This window comes from Bacillus sp. BC08 (assembly GCF_054326875.1).
Genome location: NZ_JBTGPA010000034.1, coordinates 138,669 through 157,546 on the forward strand (window position 1 = coordinate 138,669; position 18,878 = coordinate 157,546).

General features: G+C 35.3%; 16 protein-coding genes and 1 pseudogene. 6 read left to right on the forward strand and 11 right to left on the reverse strand.

The features are described from left to right. Positions 1-168 precede the first annotated feature (168 nt). Positions 169-936: a TSUP family transporter gene (locus tag ACXVYO_RS16835; RefSeq protein WP_458467907.1), complete on the reverse strand. Its 768-nt coding sequence runs from the start codon at positions 934-936 to the stop codon at positions 169-171. Between the two features lie 263 nt (positions 937-1,199). On the opposite strand from ACXVYO_RS16835, the gene ACXVYO_RS16840 reads away from it, so the two are divergent. Continuing rightward, a complete protein-coding gene (locus ACXVYO_RS16840; RefSeq protein ID WP_458467908.1) occupies positions 1,200-1,985 on the forward strand; it encodes a TrmB family transcriptional regulator in 786 nt (261 codons plus the stop codon). Positions 1,986-2,076: 91 nt separating this feature from the next. Here the strand turns inward: ACXVYO_RS16840 and dnaB are convergent, their stop codons facing one another. The 4 genes from dnaB to ACXVYO_RS16860 all read right to left on the reverse strand — a co-directional run bounded on the left by dnaB (position 2,077) and on the right by ACXVYO_RS16860 (position 5,841). Then, the gene (gene dnaB, locus ACXVYO_RS16845; RefSeq protein ID WP_458467909.1) at positions 2,077-3,366 is read right to left on the reverse strand and encodes a replicative DNA helicase; all 1,290 of its coding nucleotides are present in this window, start codon (positions 3,364-3,366) and stop codon (positions 2,077-2,079) included. Then, positions 3,363-4,223 carry a DnaD domain-containing protein gene (locus ACXVYO_RS16850; protein WP_458467910.1) on the reverse strand — a complete coding sequence of 287 codons (861 nt, stop codon included), beginning with the start codon at positions 4,221-4,223 and terminating at the stop codon, positions 3,363-3,365. The genes dnaB and ACXVYO_RS16850 overlap by 4 nt, the downstream gene beginning before the upstream one ends. Positions 4,224-4,431: 208 nt before the next feature. Continuing rightward, positions 4,432-4,758 (reverse strand): nucleoside triphosphate pyrophosphohydrolase, encoded by a 327-nt coding sequence (locus ACXVYO_RS16855; protein WP_458467911.1) that lies wholly within the window; start codon positions 4,756-4,758, stop codon positions 4,432-4,434. Between the two features lie 273 nt (positions 4,759-5,031). Then, on the reverse strand, positions 5,032-5,841 hold the full coding sequence (locus ACXVYO_RS16860; protein ID WP_458467912.1) for an LlaMI family restriction endonuclease: 810 nt from the start codon (positions 5,839-5,841) through the stop codon (positions 5,032-5,034). A gap of 285 nt (positions 5,842-6,126) precedes the next feature. Here ACXVYO_RS16860 and ACXVYO_RS16865 point away from each other — a divergent pair, with 285 nt between their 5' ends. The 3 genes from ACXVYO_RS16865 (at position 6,127) to dcm (ending at position 10,430) form a co-directional block, all read left to right on the forward strand. Then, positions 6,127-7,686, forward strand: coding sequence for a hypothetical protein (locus ACXVYO_RS16865; protein ID WP_458467913.1), 1,560 nt, complete (start codon positions 6,127-6,129; stop codon positions 7,684-7,686). 205 nt (positions 7,687-7,891) lie between these two features. Continuing rightward, positions 7,892-8,182 (forward strand): hypothetical protein, encoded by a 291-nt coding sequence (locus ACXVYO_RS16870; protein ID WP_458467914.1) that lies wholly within the window; start codon positions 7,892-7,894, stop codon positions 8,180-8,182. 1,039 nt (positions 8,183-9,221) lie between these two features. Further along, complete coding sequence (dcm, locus tag ACXVYO_RS16875; protein WP_458467915.1) at positions 9,222-10,430, forward strand: DNA (cytosine-5-)-methyltransferase; 1,209 nt, start codon at positions 9,222-9,224, stop codon at positions 10,428-10,430. Between the two features lie 53 nt (positions 10,431-10,483). Here dcm and ACXVYO_RS16880 read toward each other — a convergent pair whose 3' ends face one another. The 6 genes and pseudogenes from ACXVYO_RS16880 to ACXVYO_RS16905 form a co-directional block, all read right to left on the reverse strand. Further along, positions 10,484-11,155: a DNA-3-methyladenine glycosylase family protein gene (locus tag ACXVYO_RS16880; RefSeq protein WP_458467916.1), complete on the reverse strand. Its 672-nt coding sequence runs from the start codon at positions 11,153-11,155 to the stop codon at positions 10,484-10,486. Between the two features lie 106 nt (positions 11,156-11,261). Then, entirely contained in the window at positions 11,262-11,657 is a 396-nt protein-coding gene (locus ACXVYO_RS16885) for a hypothetical protein (RefSeq protein ID WP_458467917.1), read from the reverse strand. Positions 11,658-12,188: 531 nt separating this feature from the next. Further along, positions 12,189-12,377, reverse strand: a pseudogene (locus ACXVYO_RS16890) (hypothetical protein); the annotation flags it as partial. A 91-nt stretch (positions 12,378-12,468) separates the two neighbouring features. Continuing rightward, complete coding sequence (locus tag ACXVYO_RS16895; RefSeq protein ID WP_458467918.1) at positions 12,469-13,440, reverse strand: tripartite tricarboxylate transporter substrate binding protein; 972 nt, start codon at positions 13,438-13,440, stop codon at positions 12,469-12,471. Beyond that, entirely contained in the window at positions 13,437-14,114 is a 678-nt protein-coding gene (locus tag ACXVYO_RS16900) for a response regulator (protein WP_000921551.1), read from the reverse strand. Before ACXVYO_RS16900 ends, ACXVYO_RS16895 begins: the two co-directional genes overlap by 4 nt. Positions 14,115-14,133: 19 nt before the next feature. Further along, positions 14,134-15,723 (reverse strand): ATP-binding protein, encoded by a 1,590-nt coding sequence (locus ACXVYO_RS16905; protein WP_458467919.1) that lies wholly within the window; start codon positions 15,721-15,723, stop codon positions 14,134-14,136. Positions 15,724-15,948: 225 nt separating this feature from the next. On the opposite strand from ACXVYO_RS16905, the gene ACXVYO_RS16910 reads away from it, so the two are divergent. Both ACXVYO_RS16910 and blaIII read left to right on the forward strand, forming a co-directional pair. Then, on the forward strand, positions 15,949-17,268 hold the full coding sequence (locus ACXVYO_RS16910; protein WP_458467920.1) for an MFS transporter: 1,320 nt from the start codon (positions 15,949-15,951) through the stop codon (positions 17,266-17,268). A 567-nt stretch (positions 17,269-17,835) separates the two neighbouring features. Then, on the forward strand, positions 17,836-18,783 hold the full coding sequence (blaIII, locus tag ACXVYO_RS16915) for a class A beta-lactamase BlaIII (protein ID WP_458467921.1): 948 nt from the start codon (positions 17,836-17,838) through the stop codon (positions 18,781-18,783). The last annotated feature ends 95 nt before the right edge of the window (positions 18,784-18,878 follow it).

An 18,878-nucleotide genomic window follows, 5' to 3' on the forward strand; every position in this document is an offset into this window, starting at 1 on the left:
TTATTTCGCTACAGTACATAAACATACCCCGAAAATATTCGTTTGTATTATTTTCATCCTCTTATCTTAATTTTTTAGATGCTATCTTCGAATAAGGTAGCATCTAAAAAATGTTACAAGGAATTATTATATTTATGTAGCCTGCATAGTTAACCTTTTCTACATTACTTACTGCACATAGTCATACAGATTTTTCGCTAACAATAAACAAGTTACTGTAATGAAAAGAGCACGAACATACCCGCTTCCTTTTTTTATAGCAAATTTGGAGCCAACGACTCCTCCAGCAATTTGAGCAATCCCCATTATAAAACCATACGCATAGTTTACTTGCCCCACATACATAAATATCAACAATGCACCAACATTACTTCCTAAATTAAGAAACTTCGCATTACCTGCTGCTTTTAAAAAATCATACCCAATAAATAAAAGAGAAAACATTAAAAACGAACCTGTGCCAGGCCCTAGAAATCCATCATAAAAACCAATAGCAAAAATAAAAAAGGTAAAAATAATGGCGTGTCGACCAGACAATTTCTTATGAGTGGAAATACTACCCCAATCCTTTTTGAATATCGTATAAATAGCAACCGCACCAAGCATAATCAGCATCAATGGCTTCAGTACTTCTGGGTTCATTAAATGAACGGTCCATGCACCTACTATAGAGCCTATGAAAGTGATTGGAAATAATTTAAAAGCCGATTTCAAATCAAGATTACCAGAACGATAAAACACAATATTACTAGTTGCACTCCCCATTGTTGATGCTAATTTATTTGTGGCTACTGCACTTGCTGGATTCAGTCCTGTAAATAATAAAGCGGGTAAGGCGATCAGTCCACCACCACCTACAACTGAATCAATAAATGCAGCTAAAAATCCAAAAGCAATCAAAATAATTAATACTGATGGGTCTAAAGAAAACTCCATACTATTAACCTCCCCTTTAGTCACTATCGTAATAGTAACTATCAATTTGCTAAATGTAAAGAGTTATTGTAACGTTGAAATATAAAGTGAAACTTTAATCAGTGGGGGGTTTTGTTCATCCCCCACTGATTATTAGTTGAACCAATCGGGCTTTTACGGGCAGTTGATCCCCCACCTAACTTCTTTGCTTCCGCTGAATTTTGAGGTGGGGGTCTTACTGCCCGTTAATGCGGGATAAAAGCAAACATCGGAGGACGAAAAAAGTGGACTACATAGTGCAACAGCTAAAAAAAATGGGTTTTAATGAATATGAAGCTAAATCTTATGTATCTCTTGTTAAACAGGGGCCTGTCACAGCCTACCAAGTGAGTAAGGATTCAGGTGTCCCAAGAGCGCGAATTTATGAGATTTTAGGTAACCTTGTAGAAAAAGGAATTGTCATGAAGGAAGAAATAAATGACACCACTCGCTATTCACCTCTACCTGTTGAAATCTTTTTACAAAAGGCTCAATCTGAATGGCAGTCTACTTATGAAGGAATCAGTGATTCATTAAAAAAACTCGAAACTTCCGAGGAAAAAACGGATAATCGAGTGATTACTTTAAAAGACAACAAAACAATCATTAGCTATTGTCAGGCATTAATAAAAAAAGCAGAACAACGTATTGTCATTTCAATGTGGGATGAGATGTATGAAGCATTAAAAGAGGAACTATCTGAGGTAGCTGATAAAGTTTCAGTACAAGGTATTACCTTACATGTTGAAAATCCAATTAAAAATCTAGAAGCCCATCGGATCACACCCTATACAGAAACTCGCTCTACAGAACATTGGTTTATCTTATCCATAGATTCGAAAGAGATGATTTATGGACCATCACTTGAAGAGCGTAACGTTGCTTTTTATACAGATGATCCAGTTCATATATACTTATTAGAGGATTATGTATGGCATGATGTGTTAGTGAACCGACTTGTCCGACGTAGCCAAGACAATTTGGAACAATGGATTACTACAGAGAGAAAATCCTTTTTTATGGGGAAATAAGAAACATATTTAAAGAATCAAAAATAAAGCATAAGTTAATGAAATGAAACACTTATGCTTTATTTTATTTACAAAGTGATACTCAAATCTTTTAACTATTCCCCTCCACAAATCGCCCAAACTCCTTCAAAAACCGCAGCTTAAAGCTCCCCACAGGCCCATTCCGATGCTTCGCCACATGAATCTCCGTCATCTCTTTCTGCACCGTTTCCTTATCATAATAATCCTCGCGATACATAAGCATAATGACATCTGCATCTTGCTCAATTTGTCCCGTCTCTCTTAAATCAGATAAAAGAGGTCGCTTATCTTGTCGTGCTTCTACAGAACGAGATAATTGTGACAACGCTACTACACAAACATTTAATTCACGTGCTAATTGTTTAAGTTTACGAGAAATTTCACTAATCTCTTGAAATCGATTGCCCTTATGCTTCGGATCGCCCGTAATAAGCTGCAAGTAATCTACAATAACTAAAACCTTTTTATCACCGTGCTTCCTCTTTAACTTACGAGTTTGCATCCAAATATCTTGCACCGAAATGCCTGCGTTATCGTAAATCTCAAATGGTAATTCCCCAATCTCCGCAAATGCCTTACTCACCTTTTCCCAGTCCTCTATCGCAAAACGATGCTTCGGATTTTTCAGCCTACCTCCTGACACTTCACCTACGCAAGACGCCATTCTTTTCAGCAATTGCTTACTACTCATCTCTAATGAAAATAATCCTACCGCCGCTCCAGACTTCGCCGCATGCATTCCAACGTTTAGCGCAAACGCAGTCTTCCCCATAGAAGGGCGTGCACCAAGAACGACAAAATCACCTTCCTGCAATCCGCACGTCATTTTATTTAGCGATGTATAACCAGTCTCAATACCCGTAATCTCTTTCGCATCTTGATGAAGCTCTTCATATAAATCAACTAGCGCATCCTTCAAATCAAACTCACATACACAGTCCTTTTCCTCTAACTCACAAAGTGCCGTTATCGTCTCACCAATAATTTTCTCACTCTTCTCCGCAATAAGGCGCTCTCCCATCTTGTGCCCGAGAACACCCGCCTGATACATTTTCCAGGCACCTCGAACAAGCCCCTCATAATAAGAGAAGTTGGCAGTTGTAGGCACACCATCCATTAACCCTATAAAATACTCCATTCCCCCGATCCCCTCTAAAAACTTCGGATCTACCCTAGAAATGAACGTCACAAGATCAATCGGTTGCCCCTCTTCTTCCATTTTTCGCATTAACTGAAATATAGACTTGTGCACTGACAGAGAAAAATACTGCTCCGTCAAACGACACTCCTTAATAAGCTCTCCATCAATTAATAGAGAACCTAATACCGTCTTTTCCGCCTCCACATTTTGAATACTCATGGCCGCCACCCGCGCTCCGCTAAAAAGCGCTGTAACTCTTCCTCTGACGGCGCATTCTTCTCCCACTCCTCACACCTCGCCAAAAACTCCTCCGTCTCCCCCGTACTAACAGACGAATCCTTCTTCCGAAAGCTCCCCGTATCCGCCTCAACCTCAGAAACTTTCGTAAAACCTTTCCCGTGCCATCCTCTCAAAATCCCCTTCACATAAGCAACCGTCCGCTTATTATTCTCAAACGCAATTTGAAGGGCCTTCAACACAAGCTCCTCTGACAAATCTTCCATCCACGCACTCAGTTCCTCCACAGTATGCGGAGACAAACTACCAAAATGTTGCTCATAAAAAGAAAACACGCGACTCCCCGTTTCTTCCTCTATAACCTCTTCTTCCTCTGTCTCCTCACAAACTGGCTCAACATCATCCACAGCCAAATCACTCGGCATACCGAAATGCGCTAAAAGCATCGGAACATTCAGCTCCTCCTCTACGCACTTCTGAAGAAACATATGTACAAACTCCTTATTCTTCACACCCTTCAGCTCGCGAAGCACACACTTCTCCACATTCGTATTCGTCACAGGATTATAACGAAGCCAATTCAAAACGAATAACTCCCGCGTATCCGCATCATAAAGAATCTTCCCATAATCAATGAAGCGCTGCACAAGCTTATCAACAGTCTCCCGATTATAACCCGTCTCCATCTCAGCTAATCGCTTCGGAAAAGGAAAAATCCCACATTGCGTCGTCTTCGAACAAGTTAACAAATAAACATAAAAATACCGCTCCTCCGGCGTCAAATCCAAAACAAAATCATCCTGCCAAAAATTCACCTGCACAGTACGATACACCGCCATCCCAATTCCTCCCGTCCTAATTCAAAAATGAAAATTTCCTCTTTGTACTATATATAGGAAGGAGGGCCGGGTTTTTGGCGTGTTATTTCAAAATTTTTTTCGACTCCTACTACGGTGTTTGTTGGTGTTTTTGTTTTGTTGTGTTTTTTCTTAGTGATTTATTACTTGGTAGGGGCTTGTAAGGGGCTTGTAAGGGGCTTATGAGGGGCTAGTTATCGGTTACTTCGATTAGAAACACTCGATCTGAGAAGCCACCTCGTTCTTCTGCTTTCTTTTTACGGATGCTGTTGATTTCTTCTAGTGTTGTGCCTTCGTGTTCGGCTAAGGCGTTTATTATTTCTAGTAGATCGGATAGTTCTTCGAGTTTATCAGGTTTTGTTTTTGCTTCAATGTATTCTGTTAGTTCTTCTTGTGTTTTTTTGCAGAGTTCTTTTATGTATTCATCTTCGGGTAGGGTTCTTGTTGTGGGCGTTTTTCCGTTGGATTTTATTATTTGTGGGATTTTGTTTCGGATTAGTTTGTTGTAGGTTGGCATGGGATTTTCCCTCCGTTTGGTTTTTCTTCTATGTATAATTCGGCTTGTTTAACCTAACAGCAACAACTTGACATAATACTTCAAAAGGTTGTGCAATCTATAAAACTTAACATTAAAATTTTTAGATTTCACAAAAGATGTTAAGTGATACACATTAATAGCCCTCCCTAAAGGAGGGCTATTAATGTGTATTTCTATATAAATCAAAAGTATCCTTAAAGAAAAACACTAGTTTTAATTCAATAGCATTTAATTGTGCAAAAATCTACTTCTTTATTCATATCTCTCAATAATTAAACTGTCCCAAAAAGAGTTATTACTTCTCCACTGAGAATAAGGTCGAGGATTTCCTTCATACATACCACTGTCAAAAAAGACAATTCCTTTTTCAACAAGCTCAATCCAAGAATCAAAATTGATTGGGCCACCAAAGCAGATTTCTTTATAAGCACCATTGCTGTCTTTTTTACAAGTAAACCATCCCATATCATTAAACTTATCCTCAAGTTTGTATTTTAGACATTTATCTTGCCTATTACTAGTAGGCGAATTTTCACCAAACCATCTAGCTAATGTAATCATTCCATTTTGAAATTGGGTTGGTACAATACTATACTTATCCTCTCTTTTATCACTACTAAAATCATAAATTACAACTATATCTCTTTCTGGAGTGATATCTAACATTTGGCCAAACTTATTGAAATCACCTACTTTAGGGCATGGTTCTCCCGACCAAGAATAACGTCCATTTTTTTTGAGATTAGGTTTCCCAAATACCTTTAAAAAGCTATCTCTTCTTTCTAGTGCACCTTTTCCTTCAAACAAATGTAAATACTCGGGATCATTAAAAATATATCTATTTGCTGACCAATCCCCAAAAGTTGTTTTAGAAGTTGTTTCATTTTTAAGTTCATATCCAAAAAGGTCTGCACAGTTATCTGCATTATGATTAATTCCAAACTGCTTTTCTAGCCAATGTCCTCCCTTTCCGTCATGATTAACATTTGCTCCATCTGTTTCAGGATATTTCCCCTTTACTTGATCTCGAAACATCTCAATTATACGTTCTTTCCCTATCATATAAACACTCCTTCTTGTTAAACTTTAAATAACCTATGATACATAATCCCTTTACACCTTGCAGAAAACCTCACACTAAATTTGTTTCAATTTGCAAATCAGCATTTTAAAGTTTGAAAACATCCACGGTTACTATAGACATTTCACCATGAATATTTCGTATAAAAGCTTCATAGGTTTTTATTAATTAATACTTCTAATATATTATAATATAGATGTATTGTATTAAAAACATCAGATTTGTAATACAATGGATGTTTTTCATTTATAAGGAGGATTTACCACATGTTCACTTTAACATACCAAGGAAAGATTATTATTGAAAAAGTACCCATTCAATGGATTCCAAAAATTGAAATTTATTATCCAGACCTTCCTCAATTCCCTATTATGTATATTCACACTAAACATGCAGACAAAAGAATAATAGCATGCCCAGTGAGCGTAAACTTTTTAATCTCAGGGAAATACTGTGATGTTGAATTCACTGTACTTGCCAATTACGCTTTTGATAAGACGATCGAAACAATTCTAAAAAAAGAATTACAAGAGAGAATTGGATTTTCAAAAAAAATCTCCAAAATCGATATTATAAAATGTTGTAAATCAAACATTCAATATGAAAAATTAATGGAAAACTTATGGGGATATATTGAAAAATCTTATGGAGAAACAATCCCGTTTGGAAGATATTACGAAGAAATATATTCAATAATTCGCTTTGTATCAGCATGGCAACCAAAAACCGGAAGACAAAGTGAAATGCGAATGTTATATAATTTTATGAGTGCTTTTGGTGAGGAGGTAGTATTTCCTCAAGAGTGGAATCACTTAGAATACTATATTGTCCCTAATTATGAAGATGCAATTAAATCAGACTTTTCTGATTTCCCTAAATTTAACAAATTATTTTTGGCAATAGATAAAGTATTTAATATTGAGTTTGACAAAATTTACACTGTACAATCAGTTTCTTTTCGAGTTATGTCTAAAGCTTGGAAACAAAATAAAAATGATTTTATCAACAACGTTTCAAAGAAACTATTAGATGCTGGAAAAATTAGTCTTGAGGATAAATACTATATTGAATTGCTGGTTGACGCCTTCAATAGACACGCATGGAGAGCTGCTTATTTTATTAGTTCATTTATGAATATAAGGAATAGTGATTACAGAAATTGGACAAAAAACTTTTTTAAAGATTTTTACGATAATGGTAGTAAGTTAAAAGGATATTCAGAAAAAGTAATTGCATGTTTCTTACAACAAGGTTTCGGTCAAGAAGAAATTATTCCGGTTGATACTTGGATAGAAACTTTCCATAAATATCCCTTAGGCATAGAATCAAGAACTGATTTTTATACACGTTTTAATGGATTAGGAAAAATGGAACGAGTTATATGGTTAGCTAGTCAATCTAATAAAACCAATATGAGAGACTTTTTTGATATTTTATGGTGTCAAAGGTATGGGGTAATAGGTAACCAAACTCTTAGAGGCGTAAATCCTATTGCATGTTATGGCTGTAAATTAAAAGATACGTGTGTTGGATTAGCCAACATAAAGGGTCAACATGTATATGTTGATAATGACATCTGCGAGAAAGATTTTGATAAAATTATATCAGATAGTATTCATTATAATATTAAATTCATTTGTATTCTCGAGTTTAATATCCCTAAAAAAGTTTATAAAAAAGATTCCGACAAATGGAATTTAGTAGATGAATTTTCAGGATACATTCTAAATGAAAACAATAAGTTAGATACACATTTAGTAAAAAAGAAGATAATTACTATTGATGAATTCACCTCAAATTCGGAACAATTGATTAATGTTCATTAAAAATAAGGCAAAAGAATTTCTAAATTCTTTTGCCTTATTTTTTAGATATAGGCATCCCCTATTTTATTGTTAGTACACTGTTAATATGATAAGATAACTTTATGATGAGCCTAATTTTATTCCTTATAGATATTCCTCTTTTTTAAATGGGGCTAACTGAAGGATCCAACTCCGATTTAAATTTATTAACTTAGGTGTGAATATTATGAAGAACATAGTGATGTATTATGAACAAAACATAGATGAGACATCAGAAATAACTATACAAAAAATGAACAATTTATTATTTTCATTGGAAAAGCATAATTTTACAATTAAAGGGATTTTCATAGACAAGCACGGCGAAAGTGAGCAACTGGACTCTATTACAAACTTACCTCTACACGATATTGATATGATAATCATTGGGAATATTATAAATATTTTCAATCGAAACCTTATTGTTCAACTAGCAAAAGTAGAAGGGATTAAACTTCTTATATTGGAGCAAATATAAAGATTCTTTACATTTATTTAATAGCTAATAAATAAATATACCTACTAAACACTTTATATTTAGCTATATACCGCTTTCATAATCAGAAATATACTTTTATTATTACTTCTAGTGCAAAATACCACTCAATAAATTATATAGATAACTAAAAGTAATTATTTTATTGTAGAAGATAATAGATTATTTACACATACGATAAAAAGAGAAAATTTATACCTAATCGATCAGAAAATCCAGTTATATTAACACCCCATAATTTAAAACCCATTAATCCCCTATAAAGTTTTCAAATTATAAAAGATAGGAAAAACATGTTTATATAAATTAAATTTATCGATTATTAATTAAAAATACAATTATAATGCAAAGTTTAAAGTATTAAAATCGTCTTAAAGAATATAAATTACTTTTTGTTCTCTTTTCTCCCTCGATTTTCATTTTCTTTATGTTGAACTTTCATAAATGTTAAGTTTTTGTGTATTTACCTTACACTATCTCCATTCTTATTTATCCTTAATACAGACACCATCTATATTGATCGAAAATTTATATTATACAGTAAAAATATAATGGACGAACTATCACTACAATACTACCTCATCTAACACACCTACTTTTTTCAAAAACCAGATATATATCTTTTATTTTTCTACATCGCTTACTTTATCCTTTGCCAATAGAGAGAATCTCCTATTATTGGATATATTTTCAGTGGTACTTATTCATATTAAAAAGCTCCGTATTTTGATAAAATAAAAAAATCAACCTGTGTACTTTTTTCAAATAAAAGCACTACATTATCGAATAACTTTTGTAGATATCGTTTTTAATTATGATGCCTTTGATAATAGTATATTCCATACAAGTGCCTTCTAACATTATAAATTTATCCTTTACTTAGTAGTAAAGATTCAATATCCTGTAAAATTCTTACTTACGTATTTCTTTAAGCACAAAACTATCCTTATGGATAAATTGATTTATAAAGTCTGTTTATTTATGTTACAATTAACACTTGATTTTGAGGAGGAGTTTTTATATGAAAGTCAATGAATACATCAAGTATAAAAGAGAAAAATTAGGCTTAACTACAAAAGAATTTTCCGATGCGCTTGACCTTCCAAAGGGAGCCGATAAGATGTTACGAATGTGGGAAAAAGGAGAAGCTCTACCATCAGAAGAACATTTAAAACTAATAAATGACTTTCCAGAAAATCCACCATTCTCTAACCCAGATCCTATAAATGCAAAGTTTAGAACTATAGACTTATTTGCGGGTATCGGAGGTATACGCTTAGCTTTCAGTCGCCTAGGTGGTTATACAGTTTTTTCCTCCGAATGGGACAAGTTTGCACAAAAAACTTATCGTATAAACTATGGCGAAGTTCCTCATGGAGATATTACACTCATAGATGAAAAAGATGTTCCAAACCACGATATTCTACTAGCTGGTTTCCCATGTCAACCTTTCTCACAAGCTGGACTAAAAAAAGGCTTTGAAGATACAAGGGGTACACTATTCTTTGATATAGCAAGAATCTTAAAAGAAAAGCGCCCCGCAGCCTTTCTATTAGAAAATGTCAAGCAGCTTAGGGGACATAATAAAGGAAATACATTGGCTGTAATAAAAAAAACATTAAACGAGCTGGATTACACTGTTTTTATTGAGATACTGGCTGCAAGAGACTTTGGTGTTCCACAGAATAGAGAGAGAATTTTCATTATAGGTTTTGATAATAAAAAAGGAGGAGCTTTAATACCATTTAAATTTCCACATCCAAAAGGAGTCTCTACCCGAGTAGGGGATATCCTTCAAAGCAATGTGGATGATAAATATACAATCTCTGATAAACTTTACGCGGGACATCTTAGAAGAAAAGAAATGCATAAAGAAAAGGGAAATGGTTTCGGATTTTCTCTTTTTAATGCTGAAAGTCCCTACACTAATACGATAAGTGCCCGCTATTACAAGGATGGTAGTGAAATTTTAATTGATCAGGGACCTAAAAAGAACCCGAGAAAGCTTACACCTAGAGAATGCGCAAGATTGCAAGGTTTCCCCGACGAATTTGTTATCCCTGTTTCTAATTCACAAGCTTATAAGCAGTTTGGAAATTCAGTAACTGTCTCTGTTATCGAAGCTATTGCCCAAAATATGCTGGAGTCTATGGAACAAATCGGGATGTTAGATGCAGATAGAATATTACAAGACCTTATACAAGGAAGTCGAGAAAGAAGTTGCTTATAATTATAAGCAACTTCTTCTTTTTCTATACAAAATACATTATTATATAGTGATAATTATACATTAAAATGCGTGTTTTTTTTTATAAAATCGTCTATATCACAAAAATTAGCAATAAAGCCCCTGTTAACAATTTCCCATAGATATAAAGATACAATTGTATTGTAAGGAGACCATTTTCCAAACAGATAGTCCAAATTTAATTCATCGTCTTCAATCGAATATAACCACTTGATTCCCCTTTGAAGCCCAACATCATTTTTAGACAGAATATTTAACCTCCCTAAAGAAAATATAAGGAACATCTCAGCTGTCCATTTACCTATCCCCTTAACTTTTGTTAAAGAATTAATAACATTTGTATCATCCATTGTTATTAGACTATTAAGATTCAGCTCTCCTGTAGTAATTTTTTCTGTGAGATCTCTAATATAAATAATTTTGGGTTTCGAAACACCAGTAGACCTAAGATCATCATCAGTAATATTAGTAACTGTTTTAACATTAACATCCGGACATAGAGTCTGTACCCTGCTCCAAATTGTATTAGCGGCTTGTATAGATAATTGTTGCCCTATTATTTTTTTCACCAGCGATTCAAAGTAATTAGATTGTAAAACCATCGAGTGATCTCCGATAACATTTATCAGCTTGCATAATAATATATCTGATTTACAAAGTTCTCTTACCGCTTCATCCGAAGTGGTAATTTTCACTATTTTCCCCATAACCACTCCCCTTAGAATTAACTGGATAAAATACACTTCCCATCCATAAGAACTATAGTTTCTAAATGCCAAAAAGAACCTTTCATTCAAATAGAGTTCAAAATGCCTACATCTTATTATATTTTTTTGCCAAACTAATATCTTTATTCTTCCTAAATTTCACCTCTTCCATCTTCTGATAATAGCTCTGCTCTAAATCAATATCAAAAAAATCAGCAAATTTAAAAATATAAGCTAGACAGTCAGATAACTCTTTACCTAAATCTTCTCTAATCTCTTCTTTCCCATAGTTAAATGCTTTCTCCATATCCATTCCTTCTAAAATATTTTTATTCGTACTATTAAATGCTTTTCTAAGTTCCTCTGCTACTTCTGCTACCTCGGTAGTTAATAGCATATAGTTATTCAATAGTGAATTTCTACTTTTTTCATATCCCTCATTATTAATTTCCCAATTCATTTCTTTTTGATACCTTTTTGTAAATTCTTGTAATTCTCTCATCTAGACACCTCTCAATATATTTGACAAAACTCCTCATCATAAAAGCAAATTGTATAGACTTCCTTCACTCTGCCTCATTCCCTTTAAGTATTTTAACCTAAATTCAAAAAAAGTTCATGTAATGTCTCATCAACCTTGTCCTAATCATTACACAAAAATACATTACTTCATCCAGATTCACAGAGTTATATTCTTTTCAGCTCTCATACTTTTCATAATGGGGATTTCCTTTAATCTTCAATGATAGAAATTTCACTCTCTCTATCTCATTATTTGCTTCAAAAAGAGATGAAAGCATCCTACTCAAGTAGCCTTAACATACGAGAAAGCTTATTAACTTAACAAAGATGCTAAACATATAAAACGTTATTATTTCTACTATTATATTCTTACTTTACACATAATACATGCACCTGCCCTAACACCTCTTCTGTCCATTCATCACTTCCTATAACACAAAGTAAAATCTTTTAATATATTTGATAATTAAGCCCTTCTTCACACGATAATAAATTGCAGCCAAGCTCGCTAAAGAAGCTCAAGGTCTACCTTATAATAGGACTTTGCTGCCTCTCCATTTTCATATTGCTCACGTGAAAATTAAATTTCAATTTCTAATTCTCTATTGTCCTTCTTTCTAACCAAATAAGTTTTATCACCATTTATCTCTTCAACCTGCTTCGTTAATTTAGCCAATTCAATTATGAGTTTCTCTAACATTTTCATCCCCACCGTTACAATTAATTACAATTACTACTATTTTACCAAACTATGTATAAAAGAAAAATCATACGCCATACCGTATGATCTACTAATTCCTATTATCCCCCACTAACTCCCCATACTCCTGACTACTCTGCTCAAGAAATATCCTACTCTCCCCACTATCCTTATAATAAGAATTCCAACCCCGCTCCCTCAAAATCTCCTTCCAACTCTCACTCTCCACCATCTTCTTAATAATACTATCCCAATAAGCAACCTCTTCCTCCGTCATATCTTTCGGGCCCATAATACCTTTCCAGTGCTGGAAGATGACGTTGATTCCTTGTTCTTTCCATGTTGGGATTTCTGGTAGTCGGTCTAGCCGTTTTGGTGCGGATACGGCTAGTATTTTTATTTTGCCGGCTTTGTATTGTTTTTCGGCTTCGGATAGGGTCATGGTTGCGGCATTGATTTGTTTGTTCGTTAGGGCGTTTATAATTTTTTCTTTGTTTTCGTAGACGAAGAATTGTAGTTCGGCAGGGTTTATGCCGAAGGCTTTGCTTACTTGTACTAATGATAGGTGATCGTCGTTTCCTAGGCCTGGGGCAACGCCGATTTTGAAGTTATTCTTGTCTTGTTTTAGTTGTTCCATTAGTTGTTTTGCGTTTTCTATGTTTGATTCTTTTGATACGACAACGACTTCCCAGTCCGATGCTAGTGTTGCGAGCGGTGTGAAGTCTTTATATGTTAGTTTACTGTGGCCTAGTAGGTTGTTCGTTATGAGTAAGCTTGAGTTAATCGCCAGTACGTGACCGCCTTTTTGTTTCGTATATTTCCATCCGACATCACCGCTGCCACCTACTTTGTTTGTGACTTTGATTGGTTTTGTGAAGATTTTTTCTTCTGTTAGCGTTTTTTGCATTGCTCGTGCTGTTAAGTCCCATCCTGCTCCTTGAACGTTTGGTGCAACGATTTCTACTTCTTCTATGTTCACTTTATTCTTGTTCGTTTTTTCTACAGAACAACCAGCTATTACTCCTGTCATGATCCATATACATAGTAATAATCGCTTTTTCATAGTCCTCGTCCTATTCGATATTTTCGTTCTGGTCGTCCGATAATGCCGTATGTGTACTCTACTGTGCATTCGTTTGTCGCTACTAAGTATTCTAAGTATCTTCTTGCGGTTGTTCGGGAGGCTCCCATTTGTTCTCCCATTTCTTCTATTGTAATGCCCTCTTCGAATCCTTTTATAATCCCTTTCACTTTTTGCAGTGTTAACGGATCCACACCTGTCGGTAAGTTTTTTATGTCTTGTGTTTGCGAAATGCCGAAGAAGTTATCGATAAGTGCTTGATTCACTTCATTGTTACTATGTAATAGTTGCTTCTTTCTTTTATAGTCTTCAATTGTGCGAACGAATTTTTCTAACGTGACCGGTTTTATAAGGTAGTTGCTTACGCCGTTTCGAATTGCTTTTTCTAGCATATGGTTTTCATTTGCCGCAGTAACCATAATGACGTCAACGTTTGGAAAGTCAGCATGAATTTTTGGCAATAAGTCTGTTCCGATTCCATCTGGTAAGTAATTATCTAATAGAAGTAAATCGATTTCTTCCCTTTGTAGTAGTTCCATCGTTTCTTTCGCGTTCAATGCTTTTCCAATCACTTTTACGTCCTTTATTTTTGATAAAAACTCTTCCTGAATTTGTGCGACGCGGAAATCATCTTCTGCAATTGCAACCTTCAACATATGCCCATCCCCCTGTTTGTCATATACTTTCTCTCAATGTTTTCGGAAGGTAAATTGTAAAAATAGCTCCCCCATTTTTCTCGTTTTGAATTTCAATTGTTCCCCCTAGTAGATCTACCATTTCTTTTACATTTGCTAGCCCGTAACCACGATTATTTCCTTTCGTTGAAAATCCTTTTTGAAAAATGGTCGTAATTTTTTCTGCCGGTATCCCTGCTCCACTATCTATCACTTCAAACACAATATCGTGCCCAATATCCGTAACAAAGAAAGAAACACTCTTTTCCTCTTGCCAACTCACCGCATCAAACGCATTGTCGATTATGTTTCCAAGAATCGTAATAAGGTGCGAAACTTTTATATGGTCTGGTAACGGATGCAGTGCACTATCTCCTTCAATATGAAAATCGATTTTCTTCTCAGATGCCGTTCCGATTTTTCCTAATAAAATAGCTTGTACTTTCGCATCATGAATTTGATGAAATAAAATATGGTTTTGGCTTTGATGAATATTAGATTCTTGCTGGATAAATTCAATAGCTTCTTTGTAATGTCCTAATTGAAGTAATCCTGATAAGACGAACAGCTTATTTGTAAATTCATGTGTTTGAGCGCGTAAGTCCTCGGAATACTTTCTTACCTCAGATATCGTATTAACAAGGTTTTGCAGTTCTGTTTTATCTCTAAAGCTACATACAACTCCTACCGTGCTGTTATTTTCGAGTATCGGCGTCCTATTTAAAATAAACACTTTATCTTGAAACGCGATTTCTTGATCGTTTTCTAGCACTCTTTCCATATTAAATTCCGGTAAAACTTTTGAAATGTGCTGCTGCATATAATCACCATTTACATGTAACATTTCTTCTGCCGACGTGTTCATCATCGTAATAAAACCGTTTTGATCGATAGCAATAATTCCTTCTTTTATAGATAGTAATATCGCGCTGCGTTCCCGGTATAGCGCTGCGATTTCATTAGGCTCTAAACCGAGTGTATCTTTCCGAATGCTACGTGCTAAAAGGATGCCACCAACAATGCCGGCTAATAATACTGCTAAGGAGAAAAGTATGATTTCTTTCGTTCTGCTTAATATGTTAGATTCAATACCTTTTATTAAAAACTCTACTGTCACAACACCTACGACTTGATTGTAGTCTCCGTTATGAACAATAATGGGCGCCTTCGCCATTAAAGCAGGACCGCTTTCACCATTTCCTTCAAGCGTATAATAGCCACCAAAAGTGAGTGCTTCATAGTTATATGGATTGTTACTCTTTGTGCCAATTAACTCCGAATTAGAATGGGAATACATCACCCCAAGGCGATCTTCTATAATGACATAATCTGCGCCAGCTTGTTCACGAACTTGTTCCGCAATGGATTGGATCGTACTTTTATGCTCATTATTTTGAAAAGCATCTTTTATAGCTGGCATAAAAGAGAGCGATTTAGCTGTTTGCAGTGCTAACTGCTCCACTTGACGCTTCGTATCAACGGACTGAATGTAAACAAATATTCCCGCTAACAGGAGAACGACAAATAAAATTAACGCGATAATTAGGCTTACTATTTTCGTTTGTAATGACACTTTGCGTGATTTCTTCATACTTCATATCCTTTGATAAAATATTCAAAACTATCAATCTCCTTTTTCTATTATTATGACAAAACGAATAATGAAGCAACTATTAAAACTCTTCATGTACATAAAGTACAAAAAGAATAAAATTGTCATAATATTGAGATTTTATTCTACAGACAGTACAATTCAACTATAATGAACACGCTTTCATAATTATCATTTTATTTATAAGCAAGAGGAGGAATGATTATGGCTCAAGCAAAATCTAATCGAGTCGCCGGCAATATTTTTAAAGGTTCTGTCGGCAATTTAATTGAATGGTACGACTGGTACGTTTACTCTGCTTTCGCTGTTTACTTCTCAGCAGAGTTCTTTCCTAAAGGCGATCCAACGAGTCAGTTACTGAACACAGCGGCTATTTTCGCAGTTGGGTTTTTAATGCGCCCTATCGGAAGTTTATTAATGGGACGCTATGCAGATCGGCACGGACGCCGAGCAGCATTAACGCTTTCGATTACGGTTATGGCCGGTGGTTCTTTAATTATCGCCTGTACACCTAGTTACGAAAGCATCGGTATTATGGCCCCAATTATTTTAGTTCTTGCCCGTTTATTGCAAGGATTATCACTCGGTGGAGAGTACGGAACTTCCGCAACGTATTTATCTGAAATGGCTAGTAGTGGTCGCCGCGGCTTTTATTCAAGCTTCCAATATGTAACGCTCGTTGCAGGGCAAATGGTTGCGTTAGGTGTTCAAATTGTTCTTCAGCAATTACTAAGCGAACCGGATATGAAAGCTTGGGGCTGGCGTATTCCATTCATTATTGGAGCGATGGGGGCAGTAGCTGTATTATGGCTTCGCCGCACGATGGATGAATCAGAGCAGTTCGCAAACATAAAATCGCAAAAACGCGAAAGCGCAGGAACCGTTCGCGCGCTTATGAAGCACCCGAAAGCAGTATTAACAGTAGTCGGCCTAACATTAGGAGGCACTGTCGCATTCTATACGTACACAACATATTTACAAAAGTTCATGGTAAACACAGTCGGTCTTCCGAAAGAAGTTGTAAGCTGGATTAACTTTGTCGCACTACTTATTTTCGTCGTACTTCAACCAATTGCGGGGCTATTATCCGATAAAATTGGACGCCGCCCACTATTAATGGCTTTCGGTATTCTCGGAACGTTACTAACAGCACCAATCTTCTTCTTCATGGAAAAAACGACAGAACCAATGGTAGCATTCTTACTCATGATGGTCGGCCTCATTATCGTTACTGGTTACACATCGATTAACGCAATTGTAAAAGCAGAACTCTTCCCAACTGAAATTCGCGCACTTGGCGTAGGTTTACCGTATGCGTTAACAGTTGCGATATTCGGTGGAACAGCAGAATTCATCGCATTATGGCTAAAGAGTATCGGAATGGAATCACTATTCTACTTCTACGTAGCCGGATGTATCGCAATCAGCTTTATCACGTATTGGCGTATGGATGAGTCATCGAAGACTTCGCAGATTGAGGCGGAGCTTGGTGGGGATACATTAGTTAATAATAAGTCTAGTTAAAATTATGTATTCTATTATCTTCGTTTATCTAAAAAAGCATAATTCACTAATATGCAATTTAAAAACCTCTACTTATATGTAGAGGTTTTTGTATGACGAAAAAACACGTAGTTCCATTGTTATTTTAAAAACCCCAAATTCTTCCTCATCTTAAAGTGGAACAAATTTATTACTTAGAGTGTCTAATAAGTGTATTTCTAATATGAGTTGTCCAGATTGGATACAACATATCCCGTTTGACATCTATTTTTATGTATTACAAAAAAATGAAAGGACTTATTATTCCCAAAAGTAAAAAACATGTATTGTAATACTTTCACAGGTGAACCATTACAAGTGGAAACAAAAAAGAAATAACGCAAACTGTGACTTATCAATCATATAAAGTGAAACTTTAATCAGCGGGGGTCTTACTGCCCGGCAAATAGCGGGATAAACGTTTTGGATGTCATTTAACCTGTGAAATTTCAGCTGCAGTAGTATTGTTACCTTATGTCATCTTTAATTGCATCGGTATTTAGAATACCTAGACAAAATCCATATATTCTTGAAAGAGGTTGAAAATTTATGTTCGTTTTAAACAAGTTCCATAACATTTTACATTACAAAAAGATTGTACCTGTAGTATTACTTTCATGTGTATCACTTATAGGCTGTTCCAATAGTAATGCTCAATCTGAACCACCTAAACAAACGAATCAAGCTAATCAAATTAAACAAGAAAATACAGGAAATCAATCTTTTGCTAAACTTGAAAAAGAATATGATGCTAAGCTTGGTATTTATGCACTGGACACAGGTACGAATCAAACGATTGCTTATCATTCAGATGATCGTTTTGCGTTTGCATCTACATCTAAATCATTAGCTGCGGGCGCTCTTTTACGCAAGAACTCATTAGAAGCTCTTGATCAAAGAATTACGTATACTCATGAAGATCTTTCTAATTATAACCCAATTACTGAAAAGCATGTTGATACAGGAATGACGTTAAAAGAACTTGCAGATGCTTCAGTTCGATATAGTGACAGCACAGCACATAATTTGATTCTTAAACAGTTAGGAGGTCCCTCTGAATTTGAAAAAATCTTGAGAGAAATGGGAGATACTGTTACTACTTCAGAACGATTTGAACCTGAATTAAATGAAGTGCATCCAGGAGAAACACATGATACCAGTACACCAGAAGCAATAGCTAAGACGCTTCAATCATTTACATTAGGGACTGCACTTCCAACAGAAAAACGTGAACTATTAGTAGATTGGATGAAGAGAAATACAACTGGAGATAAATTGATTCGTGCGGGCGTACCAAAAGGATGGGAAGTAGCTGATAAAACAGGCGCGGGATCTTACGGAACAAGAAATGATATCGCAATTATTTGGCCACCAAATAAAAAGCCGATTGTTCTTGCTATACTTTCTAATCATGATAAAGAAGATGCTAAATATGACGATAAACTTATTGCAGACGCAACCAAAGTCGTGTTAAATACCTTAAAAGCTACGGAATAAATGATAATAGGTTAAAAGTTTTCTATTTTAGGCGGGTGTTTTCATCAACTAAAAATTTAATAGTGTCCCAAAAACAAAATTTGGTGCTATCCCTA

Coding starts and splice junctions, on each gene's coding strand:
- dnaB (WP_458467909.1), bottom strand. CDS start 3,366: ATGAGTATTCAAAATGTGGAGGCGGAAAAGACGGTATTAGGTTCTCTA.
- dcm (WP_458467915.1), top strand. CDS start 9,222: ATGAAAGTCAATGAATACATCAAGTATAAAAGAGAAAAATTAGGCTTA.
- ACXVYO_RS16835 (WP_458467907.1), bottom strand. CDS start 936: ATGGAGTTTTCTTTAGACCCATCAGTATTAATTATTTTGATTGCTTTT.
- blaIII (WP_458467921.1), top strand. CDS start 17,836: ATGTTCGTTTTAAACAAGTTCCATAACATTTTACATTACAAAAAGATT.
- ACXVYO_RS16885 (WP_458467917.1), bottom strand. CDS start 11,657: ATGAGAGAATTACAAGAATTTACAAAAAGGTATCAAAAAGAAATGAAT.
- ACXVYO_RS16865 (WP_458467913.1), top strand. CDS start 6,127: ATGTTCACTTTAACATACCAAGGAAAGATTATTATTGAAAAAGTACCC.
- ACXVYO_RS16905 (WP_458467919.1), bottom strand. CDS start 15,723: ATGAAGAAATCACGCAAAGTGTCATTACAAACGAAAATAGTAAGCCTA.
- ACXVYO_RS16900 (WP_000921551.1), bottom strand. CDS start 14,114: ATGTTGAAGGTTGCAATTGCAGAAGATGATTTCCGCGTCGCACAAATT.
- ACXVYO_RS16870 (WP_458467914.1), top strand. CDS start 7,892: ATGAAGAACATAGTGATGTATTATGAACAAAACATAGATGAGACATCA.
- ACXVYO_RS16880 (WP_458467916.1), bottom strand. CDS start 11,155: ATGGGGAAAATAGTGAAAATTACCACTTCGGATGAAGCGGTAAGAGAA.
- ACXVYO_RS16910 (WP_458467920.1), top strand. CDS start 15,949: ATGGCTCAAGCAAAATCTAATCGAGTCGCCGGCAATATTTTTAAAGGT.
- ACXVYO_RS16855 (WP_458467911.1), bottom strand. CDS start 4,758: ATGCCAACCTACAACAAACTAATCCGAAACAAAATCCCACAAATAATA.
- ACXVYO_RS16850 (WP_458467910.1), bottom strand. CDS start 4,223: ATGGCGGTGTATCGTACTGTGCAGGTGAATTTTTGGCAGGATGATTTT.
- ACXVYO_RS16895 (WP_458467918.1), bottom strand. CDS start 13,440: ATGAAAAAGCGATTATTACTATGTATATGGATCATGACAGGAGTAATA.
- ACXVYO_RS16860 (WP_458467912.1), bottom strand. CDS start 5,841: ATGATAGGGAAAGAACGTATAATTGAGATGTTTCGAGATCAAGTAAAG.